Origin of the sequence: Thiomonas arsenitoxydans (assembly GCF_000253115.1) — a bacterium.
GTDB lineage: Bacteria > Pseudomonadota > Gammaproteobacteria > Burkholderiales > Burkholderiaceae_C > Thiomonas > Thiomonas arsenitoxydans.
Map to the genome: position 1 here is coordinate 1,147,293 of NC_014145.1, position 16,372 is coordinate 1,163,664.

The 16,372-nt window shown below is 65.9% G+C and carries 13 protein-coding genes; 6 read left to right on the forward strand and 7 right to left on the reverse strand.

The window, feature by feature from the left end; genetic code table 11:
- Window positions 1–84 precede the first annotated feature (84 nt).
- Window positions 85–2,397: a TonB-dependent receptor plug domain-containing protein gene (locus tag THI_RS05275; protein ID WP_013105201.1), complete on the reverse strand. Its 2,313-nt coding sequence runs from the start codon at window positions 2,395–2,397 to the stop codon at window positions 85–87.
- A 142-nt stretch (window positions 2,398–2,539) separates the two neighbouring features.
- Here THI_RS05275 and THI_RS05280 point away from each other — a divergent pair, with 142 nt between their 5' ends.
- The 6 genes from THI_RS05280 (at window position 2,540) to THI_RS05305 (ending at window position 9,662) form a co-directional block, all read left to right on the forward strand.
- On the forward strand, window positions 2,540–4,435 hold the full coding sequence (locus tag THI_RS05280; protein ID WP_013105202.1) for a chorismate-binding protein: 1,896 nt from the start codon (window positions 2,540–2,542) through the stop codon (window positions 4,433–4,435).
- An 82-nt stretch (window positions 4,436–4,517) separates the two neighbouring features.
- The gene (locus tag THI_RS05285; RefSeq protein WP_013105203.1) at window positions 4,518–5,999 is read left to right on the forward strand and encodes an FAD-binding domain-containing protein; all 1,482 of its coding nucleotides are present in this window, start codon (window positions 4,518–4,520) and stop codon (window positions 5,997–5,999) included.
- A complete protein-coding gene (locus tag THI_RS05290) occupies window positions 5,996–6,193 on the forward strand; it encodes a DUF2256 domain-containing protein (RefSeq protein ID WP_041608912.1) in 198 nt (65 codons plus the stop codon). Before THI_RS05285 ends, THI_RS05290 begins: the two co-directional genes overlap by 4 nt.
- On the forward strand, window positions 6,180–7,739 hold the full coding sequence (locus THI_RS05295; protein WP_013105204.1) for a cryptochrome/photolyase family protein: 1,560 nt from the start codon (window positions 6,180–6,182) through the stop codon (window positions 7,737–7,739). The genes THI_RS05290 and THI_RS05295 overlap by 14 nt, the downstream gene beginning before the upstream one ends.
- On the forward strand, window positions 7,736–8,926 hold the full coding sequence (locus tag THI_RS05300; RefSeq protein WP_013105205.1) for an FAD-binding domain-containing protein: 1,191 nt from the start codon (window positions 7,736–7,738) through the stop codon (window positions 8,924–8,926). The genes THI_RS05295 and THI_RS05300 overlap by 4 nt, the downstream gene beginning before the upstream one ends.
- On the forward strand, window positions 8,919–9,662 hold the full coding sequence (locus THI_RS05305; protein ID WP_013105206.1) for an SDR family NAD(P)-dependent oxidoreductase: 744 nt from the start codon (window positions 8,919–8,921) through the stop codon (window positions 9,660–9,662). The genes THI_RS05300 and THI_RS05305 overlap by 8 nt, the downstream gene beginning before the upstream one ends.
- A 24-nt stretch (window positions 9,663–9,686) precedes the next feature.
- Here the strand turns inward: THI_RS05305 and THI_RS05310 are convergent, their stop codons facing one another.
- The 6 genes from THI_RS05310 to THI_RS05335 form a co-directional block, all read right to left on the reverse strand.
- The gene (locus THI_RS05310; protein ID WP_013105207.1) at window positions 9,687–11,828 is read right to left on the reverse strand and encodes a sensor domain-containing diguanylate cyclase; all 2,142 of its coding nucleotides are present in this window, start codon (window positions 11,826–11,828) and stop codon (window positions 9,687–9,689) included.
- 123 nt (window positions 11,829–11,951) lie between these two features.
- Complete coding sequence (locus THI_RS05315) at window positions 11,952–13,037, reverse strand: diguanylate cyclase (RefSeq protein ID WP_041609162.1); 1,086 nt, start codon at window positions 13,035–13,037, stop codon at window positions 11,952–11,954.
- Between the two features lie 42 nt (window positions 13,038–13,079).
- A complete protein-coding gene (locus THI_RS05320) occupies window positions 13,080–13,805 on the reverse strand; it encodes an ABC transporter ATP-binding protein (protein ID WP_013105209.1) in 726 nt (241 codons plus the stop codon).
- Window positions 13,802–14,518, reverse strand: a complete 717-nt coding sequence (locus THI_RS05325) for an ABC transporter ATP-binding protein (protein ID WP_013105210.1) — start codon at window positions 14,516–14,518, stop codon at window positions 13,802–13,804. Before THI_RS05325 ends, THI_RS05320 begins: the two co-directional genes overlap by 4 nt.
- Window positions 14,508–15,443, reverse strand: coding sequence for a branched-chain amino acid ABC transporter permease (locus THI_RS05330; protein WP_013105211.1), 936 nt, complete (start codon window positions 15,441–15,443; stop codon window positions 14,508–14,510). The genes THI_RS05325 and THI_RS05330 overlap by 11 nt, the downstream gene beginning before the upstream one ends.
- Window positions 15,436–16,317 carry a branched-chain amino acid ABC transporter permease gene (locus tag THI_RS05335; RefSeq protein WP_013105212.1) on the reverse strand — a complete coding sequence of 294 codons (882 nt, stop codon included), beginning with the start codon at window positions 16,315–16,317 and terminating at the stop codon, window positions 15,436–15,438. The genes THI_RS05330 and THI_RS05335 overlap by 8 nt, the downstream gene beginning before the upstream one ends.
- Window positions 16,318–16,372 lie beyond the last annotated feature (55 nt).

The following is a 16,372-nucleotide window of genomic DNA, read 5'->3' on the forward strand; positions in this document are numbered from 1 at the left end:
AGCAAAGCCTTGTGAGGGAACAGCCGCCCCGGTTTTCAGGGGCGGCGCAAAAAGGCAATGCTATTTCAACGCCAGCCGGGCAGCTTAGAACTTCACCCCCACCCGCGCGTACACCGAGCGTCCCGGCCCCGGCACGGCAATGCCCCAGGGCAGGCCGTTGATCGACATGGTCGTGCCCTGGCCGACGTAGGCACCTCCGGTGGGCAGGGCGTAGAACTTGTCGAGCAGGTTGTCGATGCCGAAATCGACCCGCGCTTGCTTGAAGCTGTAGCTGGTGCGCAGGTTGAGCAGACCGTAGCCGCCGGTCGGGATTTCATTGCGCACGGCGGAAACCTGCGTCTTGGCCTTGACCAGCATCCATTCCAGCGCGTTGTTCCATCCGCCCAACTGCTGCGTGAGACTGAGCCGGGCGTTGAGCGGCATGATGGCGTAGAGGTTGTCTCCCGTGCTGGTGTTTTCCCCGCGGGTGTAGTTCACCACGCCTTGCAGCCCCAGCCGGCCGAGCGCGCCGTTGCCCAAAGGCATCTTGCCCGAGAGATTCAGCCCGTACAGCCGCGCGGTCTGGTTGACATATTTGAGGACGACGAACTGGTTTTTCAGCGGCGTGGCTTGCGGCGCGTTGGCCATTGCGTTCCACTGCACCGCGTCGATGTAATCGCTGACATGGGTGTAGAACGGTTGCGCGGTGAACGCCCAAGCGCGGTCGGCGCTGTGCAGATCGAAGCTGGCCGACAGGGTGGTGGCTTTTTCTGGCTTGAGATTGGGGTTGCCGATGTAGCCGTTGCCGTCGCCGACGAAGTTGTTCATCACCGCGGCCATCGACCAGGTGCTCCAGGGATCGCGCTGGTAGAGGCTGGGCGAGCGGGTGGTGTGGCTCAGGCCCACCGAGAGATCCTGCGTGGGAGTAAGCGTCCAGCGCGACAGCAGCGAGGCATCGACATGGGTGTCGGTGCGCGCGCGGTCGATGGTGTTGAACGCCGTGGCGTCGCGCAACTGGTAGTTCATCATCGTGCCCATGCCATTGCTGTTGGCATAGCCGTGCACCGGCCCGGCATCGGTGCGCACGCGCTCCACCCGCAGCCCCGCCAGGGTTTGCCATTTCGCGCTGAGCTGCTTTTGCCATTCGCCCCACACGCCGATGCGGTCGCGCTTGCCGTCGTTGACGTTGAGGAAGGTGCCGGGCCACATCATCCCGCCCGACGGCGTCCAGTAGTCGTCGAGGTGATAGCGCTGCAGCTCGACTCCGGTGCGCAACACGTCTTGCGCCGACAGATCGATGCTTGCCTGCAGCTTCACCCCGGTGGTGCGGCTTTGGCTATACATCGGCATGCCGGCGGCGCAGGTGGGCGACAGCGGGCTGCAGGGATAGCCGCCCACGCTGCCCTGCATGGTCTGGCTGCCGTACCAGAAGCGTTTGTCTGCGCCGAAGTCCATGAAGTGATCGACGGTTTCATGGTAGGCGCGCGCATCGAGCGAGCCCCAGCCGAACTGCTTGAGCCAGTGCAGATTGATGCGTTTTTCGGTATTGCCCAGCATGTCCATGCGCTGGTTGGGGTAGAGCTGATACGGCACGTCCTGATAGCCCAGACCGATTTCAAACAATTGATCGCTGCCCTTCCACGCCAGCCCCAGGGTGTGGTTGCGCACGTCGTAGGCGGTGGAGCCGACGAAGTCGCGCGCGAGGCTCTGCCCCGGGCGGCCGGTGGCGGTAAAGGTTTTGAAGTCGCCCCCGGCGGAGTAGTCATCGGCCTTGGTCAGTGCGCCGTCGTAGGCGATGGCGAACCACGGCGTGCCGTAATAAGCGTTCAGCCCGAGGCTGCGCGCATCGCCGTTGCTGGCATAGCCCGCGCTGACCTCGCCGCCGGAGATCGACGCCTGCCCCGCCGGGGCGAATTGCGGCGCGCGGGTTTTCACCTCGATGGCGCCGCCGATGGCATCGCCACCGACCGACACCGGCACCATGCCCGCCGGATACACGGTGATGCTCTGCACCTGCGACGGCGAGGCGTAAGACAGCACCGGGTTCATGTGGTTGGGGCAGCTGGCGATCAGCCCCATGCCGTCGAGCTGGATGTTGAGGTTGTCGTCCGACAGGCCGTTGTACTGCGGCAGCCCGGAGACGCCGCCCGCCGCGTTGACCGACAGGCCGGGAATGCCCAGCAGCAGGCTGGCGGTGTCATTCGTTGCGGCGCGGCGCTGGGCCAGATCGATGGCGCTTTGCCATTGCGCCCAGGACTGCGCGCCAGCGGCCGCGCCCGAGACGACGACTTCGGGCAGGGCGGTCTCGGCGGCCTGGACGTTGCTGGCGCACAGCGCCGCCAGTGCGGCACTCAGGGCGATTGAAAGAGCGGTGCGCGACAGACGCGAGCTTGACGGAGGACAGAAAGATGTTTGCATGGACAATTGAAAGCGATGGATTCAAACCGTTGCCAAAAACGACGGTCTCACTGTAGGAATGCCTGTTGCGCCCCGAGCGCGACAAAACGTCGCATTTGTCGCCCTCCTGTCACAGGGGTTTCCCCGAATTCGCCTCACCGCCATGCAAGACTTTGTGTTGTTCGACGACGCGCTGGAGCCGTCGCAGCCGCTGACTCGCCTGTACCGGCAGCCGCTGTCGCACTGGCAGGCGTGGCAGGCAGAGCAAGTCGAGAGTGCTTTTCAGCAGCTCGAACACGCATTGAACGCTGGGCGTCAGGTCGCCTTGTTCGTCCATTACGAAGCCGCGCAGGCGCTGGCTGGCTTGCCCGTGCATGCTCCCCTGGCCGCCCCTCTGGTCGAGGCGCTGGCGTTCGATGCGGTCATGCGCATGACCGCCGCCGAGACGCAGCAGTGGCTCCAAGCGCAAAGCGCCAGCCTCGATGGTGGCCAGCCCTGCGGCGTGGCCGCTCTGCAGCCCGGCATCACGCAGGCGGACTACACCGCCGCCCTGGCGCGCATCGCTGCGCACCTGCGCGCGGGCGACAGCTACCAGATCAACTTCACCTGGCCGCTGCGCGGGCAGGCGTTCGGCCATCCGTTGGCGCTGTATGCCGCGCTGCGGCAGGCGCAGCCCACGCGTTATTCCTGCCTGGCCAAACTCGGCGGGCGCTGGGTGCTCAGTTTTTCGCCCGAACTGTTTTTCGCGCGTGACGGGGCCACGCTGCGCGCACGGCCGATGAAGGGCACCGCTGCGCGCTGCGCCGACGCAGAAGCCGACGCGCAGGCCTCGCTGGCGCTGGCTGCCGATCCCAAGAACCGCGCCGAGAACCTGATGATCCTCGACCTGTTGCGCAACGATCTGGGGCGGCTGGCCGTGCCGGGTTCGGTGCGCGTGCCCGAGCGCTTCAGCGTCGAGCGCTATCCCACTGTGTGGCAGATGACCTCCAGCGTGCAGGCCGTGCTCGACGAGCGCGGCGGGCCACGGCGCTGGGCGGAGATTTTTGCCGCGCTGTTTCCCTGCGGCTCGGTGACGGGCGCGCCCAAGCGCAAAAGCATGGAGATCATCCGCGCGCTGGAGGGCGGGCCGCGCGGGCTTTATACCGGTGCGCTGGGCTTCATTGACCCGCGCGACGCTGGGCAAGGGCCGCTGGCGGTGTTCAGCGTGCCCATTCGCACCTTGCAGGTCGAAGATGGCGTGCAGACCACAGGGGAGGCTGCCGGAACCCGCGCTTTTCAACTGGGCGTGGGCAGCGGCGTGGTGATCGACTCCGACCCCGCCACCGAGTGGCAGGAATGTTGGGACAAGCTGCGCTTCGTCACCGCGCACGATCCGGGCTTCGGTCTGATCGAAACCTTCGCCGCCGTGTGGCCCGCGCAGGCCGCGCGCATCGAGCGGCATCTGGCGCGGCTGGCGCGCTCGGCGGCGTTTTTTGGCTTTGCCTGCGACCTGCCCGCACTGCGCCAAGCCTTGGCCGAGGCGCATCGCGGCCTCGTTGCGCCTTCGGCTGCCGCACTGGCCGATGGCTGCCCGGCGTGGCAAGCCGCTTGCGCGGCGCTGTCTCCCGCGCCCTGGCGCACGCGGTTGGTGCTGCGCAAATCGGGCGCGGTCGAGATCGACGTGCAGCCCATGCCGCCCGCGCCGCAGCAACCGGTGCGGCTGCTGCGGGCCGCCGACACGCTAGATTCGGCCGACCTGTTCCTGCGCCACAAGACCACCCATCGTGCGCGCTACGACGCCGCCTGGCGCGCCGCCGAGGCGCAGGGCGCGTTCGACCAGATCTTCTGCAACGAACGCGGCGAACTGTGCGAAGGCGGGCGCAGCTCATTGCTGCTGCGCTTGGGCGGCGCGTGGTACACGCCAGCGCTGCACAGCGGCCTGCTGCCCGGAGTCGGGCGGCAATGGCTGATCGACCACGGCGGGGTGCGCGAGTGTGTGCTCCAACCCGATGCATTGCTCCGCGCCGAGCAAATCGCCGTGGTCAATAGTTTGCGTGGGGTTTTGGCGGCCACGTTGTGAAGCGGCGGAAATTTCCGTAGGCGACGTCATGGCACTCGACGGCGCGCAGCGGTCTGCAACCGGGGCATGGCATCATCGAACCATGTCGACTTTGGCGCTAGTTTGGTTCAAACGCGACCTGCGTGTGCAGGATCACGCCGCGTTGCATGCCGCCGCGCAATGCGATGCGGCGCTGGCGCTTTTTGTGATGGAGCCGGAATGGATCGCCAGCCCGGAATGCGATGCGCAGCATGTGCAGTTCGCGGCGGATTGCGTTTCCGCGCTGCAGGAGTCGCTCGCGGGTCTTGGACTCAGGCTGTTGGTGCGCGTGGGCGATGTGCCTCAGGTGTTCGAGGACATTCGCCGCGAGGTGCGTTTCACCCATCTGTTCAGCCATGAAGAAACCGGTCCAGGCTGGACCTATGCGCGCGACAAGCGGGTGGCGCATTGGTGCCGAGAGCAAGGCGTGATCTGGCAGGAATGGCCGCAAAACGGCGTGGTGCGCCGTCTGCGTGATCGTGCGGGCTGGGCGGCCCGCTGGCAAAGGCGCATGGATGCGCCGCAGCTGCCTGTGCCGCAAGCCCTGCGCGACGCATCAAAGCCGTTGGCAGCGGGCGACTTTCCGGCCCTGCGCGATCTGCGCTTGCCCGCGGCCCGCCCCATGTCTGCTGCAGGCACGGCGGCGGCCCTGTCCACTCTGCACAGCTTTCTGGATACGCGGGGCGCGCAGTACCGGCGCGATCTGTCCAGCCCGCTGACGGCAGAACGCGGCTGCTCGCGCCTGAGCGCGCATCTGGCCTTTGGCACGCTCTCCATGCGGCAAGTGCATCAGGCCACCGAGCAACGCATTCGCGCGTTGCAGGCTAGTGGCGAGGCGCCGGCGCGCAGCATGGCGTATCACCTGCGCGGTTTTGCCGGGCGGCTGCGCTGGCATTGCCACTTCATGCAAAAGCTCGAAGATGAACCGGGCATCGAGTTCCACAACTTTGCGCGTGCCTACGACGGTTTGCGCGAGCCCGAATTCAACCCCGCGTATTTCGAGGCCTGGTGCAGTGGCAACACCGGCTTCCCGATGGTGGACGCCTGCATGCGCTGCCTCAACGCAACCGGCTGGATCAACTTTCGTATGCGCGCCATGCTGGTGAGTTTTGCCGCCTATCACCTGTGGTTGCATTGGCGCGAGCCGGGGCTGCATCTGGCGCGGCAGTTTCTCGATTTCGAGCCGGGCATTCATTGGAGCCAGATGCAAATGCAATCGGGCACCACGGGCATCAACACCCTGCGCGTGTATTCCCCGGCCAAGCAGCAGGCTGACCATGATCCGCAGGGCGAGTTCATCCGCCAGTGGGTGCCGGAGTGGGGGACTTCGGCTTACCCGCCGCCCATCGTCAATGAGCGCAGCGCCGTCAAGCAGGCCAAAGACCGCATCTACGCCATCCGCCAAAGCCCACAGGCGAGCGACGAGGCGCGGGCGGTGCAACAGCGGCACGGCTCGCGCAAGAGCGGCCTGCCGCCCAGCGGCTCCCGCTCGCGCAAGCCGGTTGCGCCACCCGCGCTACCGCGACAGCAGGAGTTGTTCGAATGAGCGCCGCGGCAAGCGGTCACAAGGGGAACAAGGCGGCTCTGGCCAGCAAACCCTGCGCGGTGTGCGGTCGCCCCATGAGCTGGCGTCGCGCCTGGGCGAAAAACTGGGAGGCGGTGCGCTACTGCTCGCAAGCCTGCCGCAAAAATCGGAACAAGGCCAAGAGCCAGGTTGGAGCGTTGCATGACAAGCCCTGATCCTGCGAGGCCACTGCGCCATTTGGTGCTGGTGCTGGGTGATCAGCTCGACCCGCAGGCCAGCGCGTTTGACGGGTTCGACCCCGTGCAAGATGCGGTGTGGATGGCCGAAGTGGCGCAAGAGTCCACCCATGTCTGGTCGTCCAAGCCGCGCATCGCCTTGTTTCTGGCGGCGATGCGCCACTTCGCGGCAGACTTGCGTGCTGCTGGCCTCACAGTGCATTACACCGAGCTTGACGACGCCGCTAACGCGGGCAGTTTGGCTGCCGAGCTGCAGCGCGCTGTGCAGCGCCTGCGCCCTACTCAGTTGGTCATGACCCAGCCCGGCGACTGGCGGGTGATGCAGTCGATCAAGGCTGCCGCTGCTGCGCTCGGCGTGCCGCTGGAAGTGCGCGAAGACCGGCACTTCTACGCTTCGCCCACCGACTTTGCCGCGCACGCCCGAGGTCGCAAGCAGTTGCGCATGGAGTTTTTCTACCGCGCCATGCGTCAGCGACACGATGTGTTGATGGAGGGTGATCAGCCCGCTGGCGGGCAGTGGAATTTCGATGCCGACAACCGCGAGGCGTTTCCCAAGTCCGGCCCCGGCCATGTGCCCAGCCCGGCGCAGTTTGCGCCAGACGCCATCACGCGCGAGGTCATCGCTTTGGTGAATCAGCGCTTCGCCAGCCATCCGGGCATGCTGGCCGATTTCGCCTGGCCGGTGACGCGGTCGCAGGCCTTGCAGGCGCTGGAGCGCTTCATGCGCGAGCGCCTGCCGCAGTTCGGCCAGTGGCAAGACGCACTCTGGCCCAACGAGCCCTGGCTCTGGCATGCCCACCTTTCTGCCGCGCTCAACCTCAAGCTCCTGAACCCGCGTGAAGTGGTCGAGGCGGCGCAGACCGCTTGGCGCCAGGGGCAAGCGCCGCTGCACAGCGCCGAAGGCTTCATCCGCCAGATTCTGGGCTGGCGCGAATATGTGCGCGGCATTTACTGGACGCAGATGCCCGGCTACGCCGAGCGCAACGCGCTGGGCGTGCAGGCGCCGTTGCCCGCCTGGTTCTGGAGCGGGCAGACCGACATGGCCTGCCTGCGCGACGCCCTGGCGCAAACCCTGCGCTACGGCTATGCCCATCACATCCAGCGGCTGATGGTCATCGGCCTGTATGCCTTGCTGCACGGGGTGCAGCCGCAGCAGGTGCACCAGTGGTTTTTGGCCGTGTATGTCGATGCGGTGGAGTGGGTGGAACTGCCCAACACCCTGGGGATGAGCCAGGCGGCGGACGACGGCCTGATGGCCAGCAAGCCCTATATCGCCAGCGGCAAATACATTCAGCGCATGAGCGGAGGCAGCCTGTGCGCGGCCTGCCGGTTTGACCCGGCGCAGCGTGTGGGTGCGAAGGCTTGCCCCTACACCACGCTGTATTGGGACTTTTTGCTGCGGCACGAGGCGCGCCTTGCGGCCAATCCGCGCACGGTGATGCAGGTGCGCAATCTGGCGCGGTTGTCGGCCGACGAGCGCGCACGCATCCAGGCGCAAGCCCAGTCCATCCGGGACGCGGCATGACTCTGGCAACCGAACCAGCGACGCTTTTCGAGCCGACCCTTGCGGCAGCGCAGCGCCGCCTCGCTGCGGTGCGTCCTGCAGACTACGCCCGCAGCCGCAACCATCTGCAAGGGCACGTCACCCGGCTCTCACCGTATTTGACGCATGGCTTTCTCGGTCTGCGCGACGTGGTGCAGCACCTGTCGATGCGCCACGGCCTCGGGCTTCAGGACAAGCTGTTGCAGGAACTCGGTTGGCGCGCTTTTTTTCAGCAGGTCTGGCGCCACGAGGGCAGCGGCATTTTGCAATCGCAGCACCTCGGCCCGCTGCCAGACCGTGCTTACGCCCCCGCCTTGCCCGCGGATCTGTGCGAAGGCCGCACCGGCGTGCCGGTGATCGACCAAGCGGTGCGCACTCTCTATGCCACGGGCTATCTGCACAACCACGCGCGCATGTGGCTGGCTTCCTACACCGTGCATTTGCGCAAGGTGCACTGGCGCGCCGGGGCCGACTGGATGGTTGCACACCTGCTCGATGGCGATCTCGCCAGCAACCACCTGTCTTGGCAATGGGTGGCGGGCACGGGCAGCTCCAAGCCCTATTTGTTCAATGCCGACAACGTGGCGAAGTACGCGCCTGCCGCCTGGCATAGCCCGGGCACCGTGATCGATGCGTCTTACGAAAGGCTGGATGCGCTTGCGCGTCAGCCACGAGACCTCGGCCCTGAACCCGGCGAGTTTGTCGGCGTGGCAGAGCCCGCTTTGTTCTCCGAGCCGCCCGATGGCGGGTTTTCGCAAGCGGATGCGCGGGCCGTGGCCGCACAGGATGTCTGGCTGGTTCACCCCTGGGCGCTGGGGCCGGTTCCAGAAGGCAGGCTGCCAGTCGCGGTTTGCGATGCCGATTGGCACGCGCGCTGGCCCTGGTCTGCCGCGCGTTGGCAGTTTGTGGCCGCGCGCATGCAGGCGCTTGCGCCCGTGCGATGGTTTGGGACGACGGCCTCTTTGCTGGAGGCGCTCAAGGCGGCGCGCTCGGTGCAAGGCTGGCATAACCCGCATCTTTCCGCAGCCTGGAGCGATTTTGCTCTGGCCACGCCGCCGCCGGCTTTTTCCGAGCCGACGCAGCGTTGCCGTTCGTTTTCTGCGTATTGGTCGCGCGTGCAAATCCTTTCGGCGTCATCGTCTATTCAAGGAGACCTGTTTCATGAGTGAGCAACCCATTGTTTTGATTACCGGTGCGCGCGGCGGCATGGGCCGGGCGCTGAGTGCGCAGTTGCATGCGCAGGGCTGGCGTGTCGCCGCCGTTGGGCGCGACGCGACAGCGCTGGCCGATGTGCCGTCCAGCGTGCGCATTGCCGCGGATGTCACCACGCCCGAGGGCGCGGCGCAGGCCATCGCGCAGTGCGCGGAGCAACTGGGCCAGACGCCGTCGCATCTGGCGCATTGCGTGGGCAGCACCCTGATTGCGCCGTTGCACCGCACCAGCGCCCAGCAATGGCGCGAGGTGCTGCGCGTCAACCTCGATAGCGCCCTTTGCGTGCTCGGCGCGTGGATCGAGGCGCGCCGCGCAGCGCAGCAACCGGGCGCGGCGGTGCTGGTGAGTTCGGTCGTTGCGCAGATCGGCGTGGCCAACCACGAAGCCATTGCCGCGGCCAAAGCGGGCGTGGAAGGACTGGTGCGCAGCGCGGCGGCGACCTACGCACCGATCGGTCTGCGGGTCAACGCCGTGGCGCCCGGCATGACCGATACGCCTTTGACCGCGGGCATGCTCAAAGTAGCCGCCATGCGAGAGGGCGCGGGCAAGCAATATCCGCTGGGCGGGGTGCAGACGGCCGAGCAAATCGCCGAAGTCATGGCGTTTGTGCTGTCAGAGTCCGCCAGCCGCATCACCGGCCAGTGCATCGCGGTGGATGGGGGCTTTACCACCATCAGGCCACTGGTGAAGTAGCGTACTTTTCAGGGCTCGCGCAATTCAGGGGGAATTCTCAGAGGTTCTGTTTTTCGGTTTGGCCGCGTACATGGCTTTGTCGGCCAGTCGCATCAGGGTGTCGGCGTCCTGCGCGTCGAGCGGGTAAGCGGAGATGCCGATGCTCATGTCGATGGGTAGTTGCACATTCGGCGCAATGTCGAACGGGGCAGCTACGGCTTGTCGCAGGCGCTGCACGCTGTTGGCATAGCCGGTCTGGACTTCGAGCGGGTTGAGGTCTTCCATCACCACGACGAATTCGTCTCCGCCTAGTCGCACCAGGAAATCGGTCTGGCGCTGCACGGCCTGCAGGCGGCGGGTGAGTTCGCGCAGCACCCGGTCGCCCGCGCTGTGGCCCCAGGTGTCGTTGATCAGCTTGAAGCCGTCGAGATCGATCATGCCCACGGCGAACAGGCTGCCTTGTCGACGCGCGCGGGCGATGACTTCGGGCAGGTATTGCTCCAGGGCATAGCGATTGGGCAGGCCGGTGAGGGTGTCGTGCCGCGCGCGATGAGCTTCGACGCGCTGCAGATGGCTCAGGCGCTCTTTCACGTCGAGTTCATCGAGCCCATAGCCCAGCAGGGCCGCGACCTGCTCGCACAGGGCGATGGTCTGCTCGTCGAAGGCCTGCGCCTGTGGCGAGGTGAACACCAGCACCCCCCACAGCGCGCCACCGCGCCATACGGGGGTGGCCAGGGCGGCGTGCCAGCGATAGCGCGACAGTGTGGAGTTCCAGGGCTGCATGTCCGGGTCGCGGAGCAGGTCATTGCAAACCTGCAGAGTCTGGGTATCCCAGACGCGCAGCACCAGGGGCACGCGGTTGGCGTCGTTCAGATGCACGCGAAAGTGATCGAGCTGCAGGGCGCCTTCGCCTGCGCGCGCCAGCACGCGGAAGGCGCCGCTGTCGTCCGGCCGCGCCAGCCAGGCGGCATGGAACTGGGTGTCGGTGGCGAGGGTGTCGCAGGTGCGCTGCAGCATCTCTTCTGCGCTGCGCGACTGCAGCACCACTTCGCCTTCGCTGATCAGGGCGCGGTAGAGGTTTTGCAGCCGGTCGATGCGCTCGCGCTGGCTGATGGCTTGCAGCCCGCGATCCACGCTGGCGGCGAGGTTGAGCAGCCAGTCGCGCAGGCTGTCGTCCATTTCGCAAGGGAGCCGCTCAGCCGCGTTGGCGCAGACCACGCGCAGCAGGGCGCACACCTGCCCTTGCGCATGCAGCGGGATGCAGGCGTCCAGCGTGCGGCCATCGCCCTGGAACTGCGGGCGATTCTGGCCCCAGGCGGTGTCGAGCAGCGAGGTGTCCAGCACGTCCATCGGTACCGGGCCGGAGTTCGAGCCGGACTGCGCGGCGATCTCGAAACCTCCTGTGATGGGGTCGCGCTGCACGATGCTTAGCGGCGCTTGGCCGTCCAGCGCTGCGTAGGTGCGGCAGATCGCGGCATAGAGCGCTGCGGCATTGGGCGCACTGGTGCCACGCTGGTTGGCTTCGGCCAGCAGGGCGTTGAGCTGGGCTTGCCGCGCGGTGCGTGCGCGCGCGGTTTCGGCCCGCGTGCGCCAATCGAGCAGTTGCAGGAACTGGAGCTGCCCGCGGCGTATCGCCACGCCGAGGTAGAGCAGATAGATGCAAACCATGGCCGCCATCGCCGTGGACAAAGAGGTCTGCACCCCCATCAGGCGCAGTGCCAGCGGCATGATGACCGAGACGACGAACAGCCCGGAAGCCCAGGCGTCGAACGCCAGACCCGCCACCGCAGCTCCGCTCACCCCAGCCAAGAAGAAGGCGACGAACGACTGCTCGATGGGGGTTGCGGGAAAGAGGGCGGCAGGAATCGCGCCCCAACTCATCCCCGTGGCCAAGGACGCGGCCCGCAGCACGCGTAGCCGCAGCGAACGCTGCACCGGGCGAAGGTTTTCCGCCGACGCCCCGCGCCAGATCAGCCAGACCAACAGCCGAATCGCCTGTAGGCCGATCATCACGCCACCCCAGACCGCATAAAAGCCGGCGGGTGCGCCGCCGTGCAGAAGCGCCATGGCGATGAGCGCCACGGAGGCGTTGGTCACGGCAGAGACCGGCACCGTGGCGAGCAACAGCCGCACGCGTGCCGCGGCAATGGCTTGCGGTGCGGTCGTGATCTGGGCTTCGTGCGGCATGGGGGCGGGGTCAGTGCGCATCAATGCCAAGAAATGTAAACGGACATCCCCCTCAATTGAAGGGGCGAAGGCGACCTGCACCGGGCGAATTGCCAACTATTGCCGCCGTAGGTGGCCTTTGATTCAGGCGGGGCGAACCTGCGCTGCAGCGTAAGGAGCAGTCGGGTGACTCGCTACTTGGTTGCGCCCTTGGTGCTTGGCCGAGTAAAGCGCAGCGTCGGCGGCTTGCATCCAGGCTTGCAGGTTGCTGAATGCCGGGGCGGCAGCGGCTACGCCGATACTGCTGCTCAGCCGCACATTTGGGTGATGCGGCAGCCGCAGCGTCAGCAACTCGGTGCGGATGCGCTCGGCGATGCCCAGCGCGTCGGGCTGGCCGGTGTTCTGGCACAGCACCGCAAACTCGTCGCCGCCGTAGCGACCGGCACAGTCTTCTTCGCAGATGCAGTCGCGGATGAGTTGGCCGACTGCGCGGATGGCGTCGTCTCCGGCCGTGTGGCCGTAGGTATCGTTCACCTGCTTGAAGTGATCCACATCGATCATCAGCAGACAGGCCGGTTGCCCCACGGCCTGAAAAAGCTGCAGCGCGGCGTCGGCCTGCTGCTGCCAGTGGTCGCGGGCGAACAGCCCGGTTTGCGCATCGGTGCGGCGCAGTTGTTCCAGCAGCTTGTTCTGCCGCGACACGGTGCGGATGAGCCGGTAGCTGCCGATGCTGCTCGACAGGGTGTGCACCACCAGCAGCGGCAAGGTGCAGGCAACGATCAGCAGCGAGCTTTCCAGCTGCACCGGCGGGCGCAGAATCAACGCGGTAAGCACCGCGGCGCCAAACAGCCCCGGCAGCGAGATCAGCCACAGGCGGCGCATGCCGCTGCTGAGTTTGTCGAAGGTGGTGACGGTGACCAGCACCACGCTGGGCAGCAGGTTGAAATGCATCAACGCCACCCACATGCCGGCGATGGCCGAGTCGATCAGCAGGTTGTGTTTTTCAGCGCGGTAGCTGTTGGCGCTCATCCGCGCGCACAGCAGGGCGATCTGTGGCCACAGCAGGCAGCTTGCGATCATCAGCGCCCAGCGCCACGGGTGCGCGTGCTGTTCGATCAGCACCCCGGCTATCGCCAGCCCGCCCAGCCCCATGCCGACCACGCGCAGCGGGTAGATGCGGCGATAGGTGCTCTGTTTGAAGGCGTCTTGTCGGGAGGTGGAGTAGGGCATGGCGGCAACACGCGACAACATGCCGCATCGTTGCCGCCGAGTTTACAGCCCGAAGTAAGTCTCGCGAACCGCGTCGCTGGCTTCGAGTTCGGCCCGCGTGCCCGAGAGACGCACCTTGCCGTGATCGATCAGATAGCCGCGGTCGGCCAGCTCCAGAAAGGCCACGTTCTGCTCGGCGATGAGCAGGGCGGTGCCCGCGCCGATGCTGGTCTTGAGCACTTCGATGACCTGCTTGACGAACACCGGTGCCAGGCCCGAGGACGGCTCGTCCATCAGCAGCAGCTTGGGCTCGGAGATCAGCACCTTGGCGATGCCCAGCATCTTGCGCTGCCCGCCCGACAGCGTGCCCGCCGCGTCGCGTCGCTTGGCGGCGAGATCGGGGAACAGCGCGAACAACTGCTCCTTGCGTTTGCGAATCTGCGCATCGCTCAGAAAGTAGCCGCCCAGGGCGATGTTCTCGTCGATCGACAGGGTGGGAAACACCCCGAGTTCCGACATATAGGCCATGCCGCGGCGAATGCGCTGATCGGGTGCGAGACGGTCGATGCGTTCGCCCTCAAAGGCAATCTCGCCCCGCCAGCACGGCAGCAGCCCGATGAGGGTGCGCAGCAAGGTGGACTTGCCCGCGCTATTGGCGCCGAGCAGCAGCACCGTCTCGCCGGACATCACCTCCAGATCGACGCCCCAGAGCACTTGCAGCGCGCCATAGCCGGTCTGCACATCGCGTAGCGAGAGCAGGGCGGCGGCGTTCATCTCTGCTGCGCTCATGCTTGTCCCCCGAAGAAGGCGGCCACGACTTCTGGGTGTTGCGAGGCGGCGTCGAGCGAGCCCTCGAACAACATGCGCCCGGCCCCGAGCACGATGACACGTTGGGTAATGCTGCCGAGAAACGCCATCAGATGTTCCACCACGATGAGGGCGATGCCGCGCTGCGACAGCTTGCGCAGCAGCTCGGCAATGCCGCCCAGCTCGGCCGGGTTGAGCCCGGCGCCGATTTCATCGACCAGCAGCAGCTTCGGCCCCGTGGCCAGCGCGCGCCCCAGATCGAGCAGCTTTTGCTGGTTGACCGTGAGCGAACCCGCCAGCTTGTCGGCCTGCTCGTCCAACTCGATGTCGTGCAGGATGGCGTTGATGTCCACCGCGCCCGCGGCATGGCCGAAGTGCGCAGCCACTTCAATGTTCTCGCGCACCGTCATATCGCGAAAGGTCTTGGGCACCTGAAAAGTGCGGTTGATGCCGAGCTGCGCCAGCTTGTGCATCGGCACCTTGTGCACCGGCTTGCCGTCGAACGCAATACTGCCGCTGTCGGCGCGGTACAGGCCCGAGATGACATTGATGGTCGTGGTCTTGCCCGAGCCGTTGGGCCCGACCAGACCGACGATCTCGCCCGGCGCGAGGCTGAAGCTCACGTCGTTGAGCACCACATGGCCGCCGAAGCGCTTGTTCACGCCCTGAAGCTGAAGGAGGGTTTCAGAAGACACGCACACCCCTCCGCGTCAACAGCGACAGCACGCCGCCGGGCATGAACAACACCAGCAGCACGATGAGCCCGCCGTAGATCAACTGGAAATACTGCGGCTCTGAAATGCCGATCGCCGAATACAAGCTGTAAAGCACTCCCGCGCCGATGATGGGGCCGATGACCGTGCCCACCCCGCCAAACAACGAGAACACGATGGCGAACACCGAAATCTGCAAGGTGAACACCGCTTCGGGATAGAACACCGACAGATTCCACGCATAGGCCCCGCCGGCCAAGCCGGCCACGCCAGCCGAAATCAGCCAGGTGATGAGCCGGGCGCGCACGATGTTGATGCCGACCATGGACGCGCTCACCGGGTCTTGCCTCATGGCGCGCAGCCCCATGCCGAAGGCCGAGACGCGAAAGTAGGCGGCCAGCGCGGTGGCCAGAACCAGCACCGCCAGCATGGTGTGATAACTCGCGCTAGGCGCGTACACCTGTTCGATCTTCAGCCCGTAAGGCCCGCCGGTGATGTCGGCCAGATTGGTGTTGGAAACCACGAAATACAGAATCTGCGACGCCGCCAGGCTGGCGATGGAAAAGTAAGCGCCCGAGAGCCGCAGCAGCGGCCCGAGAATCAGCCCCATCACCACCGCAGCGAGCCCGCCTCCCACCACGCACAGCAGCACCGGCAGACCGCTGTGCAGCACCAGCAGCGAGGTGGCATAAGCGCCGCAGCCGAAAAAGCCCACATAACCGAAGGGCAAGTAGCCGGTAAATCCATAGAGCAGATTCAGGCCCTGCGCGAGCACGATGAAAGTCATCAGCGTGAACAGCAGCGACTCGTTGCCGTAGACATGCGGCAGAAATAGGAACACCGCAATCAGCAAGGCCAGCACGATGAGCCCTGGTCGCCAGCGTTGTAGCAAAGAATGTTCAGACACTGCGCACCGCCTTTCCGAGCAGGCCCGTGGGGCGGATGAGCACGATCACCAGCAAGAGCACATAAGGCACGAGGTTGGACCAGGAGGAGTAATAGGTCTGCATCAACATCGTGCCCAGCCCGAACACCAGGCCGCCGATGATGGTGCCCAGCGGGTTGCCCAGCGAGCCGATGATGACGATGGCGAACGAGGTGGTGGTGAGGCTGTCGCCCAGATCGGGCGAAACCGAGCCGAGCAGGTAGGGCAGAAACACCCCGGCGACACCGGCGAGCGCCAGCCCGGCCACGAAAGCCAGCGCCGAGACCTTGTTCACGTTGATGCCGGTCGCCAGCGCTTCTTCGCGGCTGGCCATGATGGCGCGGGTGGCGTAGCCCAGCCGGGTGCGGGTGAAATACAGCCACAGCGCCACGATGGCGGCAATGCTCACTCCGGCAGCCCACCACCAGCTGTCCGGAAACTCCTGCCCAAATACCCCAAGATTGCCCGAGCCCAGCGCCTCGCTGGGCAGCGAGCGCTGATCGGCGCCGAAGCCCAGTCCGGTGAGTGCTTCGAGCATCTGCCCCACGCCGAAAAACAGAATGAACGACAGCATTTCCGGGTCGCCGCTGCGCTGCAGTCGGGGTACCACGGCGTAATAGAGCGGATAGCCGATGACGATGGCGGCCACGATCACCGTCGGCACGCCCCACAGCGGGTTGAAACCGAAGTGGCGCGACACCAGCCAGGCGGCATACGCGCCCAGCACGATGAACTGCCCATGCGCCAGATTGATGATGCGCATGACGCCAAAGATCAGGTTCAGTCCGATGCCGATCAGGCTGAAATAAATGCCATACAGAATGCCGCCGATGATGGCGTATTCAAGCAGTTCCACGCGCCCTCCCTGAGCTGCTTTTGGTGGATTAGTCGAATGAAGCGGCGCACAGGCC

Excerpts from the sequence above, each read along its gene's own strand:
- THI_RS05275 (WP_013105201.1), bottom strand. The coding sequence starts at position 2,397 with ATGCAAACATCTTTCTGTCCTCCGTCAAGCTCGCGTCTGTCGCGCACC.
- THI_RS05280 (WP_013105202.1), top strand. The coding sequence starts at position 2,540 with ATGCAAGACTTTGTGTTGTTCGACGACGCGCTGGAGCCGTCGCAGCCG.
- THI_RS05285 (WP_013105203.1), top strand. The coding sequence starts at position 4,518 with ATGTCGACTTTGGCGCTAGTTTGGTTCAAACGCGACCTGCGTGTGCAG.
- THI_RS05290 (WP_041608912.1), top strand. The coding sequence starts at position 5,996 with ATGAGCGCCGCGGCAAGCGGTCACAAGGGGAACAAGGCGGCTCTGGCC.
- THI_RS05295 (WP_013105204.1), top strand. The coding sequence starts at position 6,180 with ATGACAAGCCCTGATCCTGCGAGGCCACTGCGCCATTTGGTGCTGGTG.
- THI_RS05300 (WP_013105205.1), top strand. The coding sequence starts at position 7,736 with ATGACTCTGGCAACCGAACCAGCGACGCTTTTCGAGCCGACCCTTGCG.
- THI_RS05305 (WP_013105206.1), top strand. The coding sequence starts at position 8,919 with ATGAGTGAGCAACCCATTGTTTTGATTACCGGTGCGCGCGGCGGCATG.
- THI_RS05310 (WP_013105207.1), bottom strand. The coding sequence starts at position 11,828 with ATGCCGCACGAAGCCCAGATCACGACCGCACCGCAAGCCATTGCCGCG.
- THI_RS05315 (WP_041609162.1), bottom strand. The coding sequence starts at position 13,037 with ATGCCCTACTCCACCTCCCGACAAGACGCCTTCAAACAGAGCACCTAT.
- THI_RS05320 (WP_013105209.1), bottom strand. The coding sequence starts at position 13,805 with ATGAGCGCAGCAGAGATGAACGCCGCCGCCCTGCTCTCGCTACGCGAT.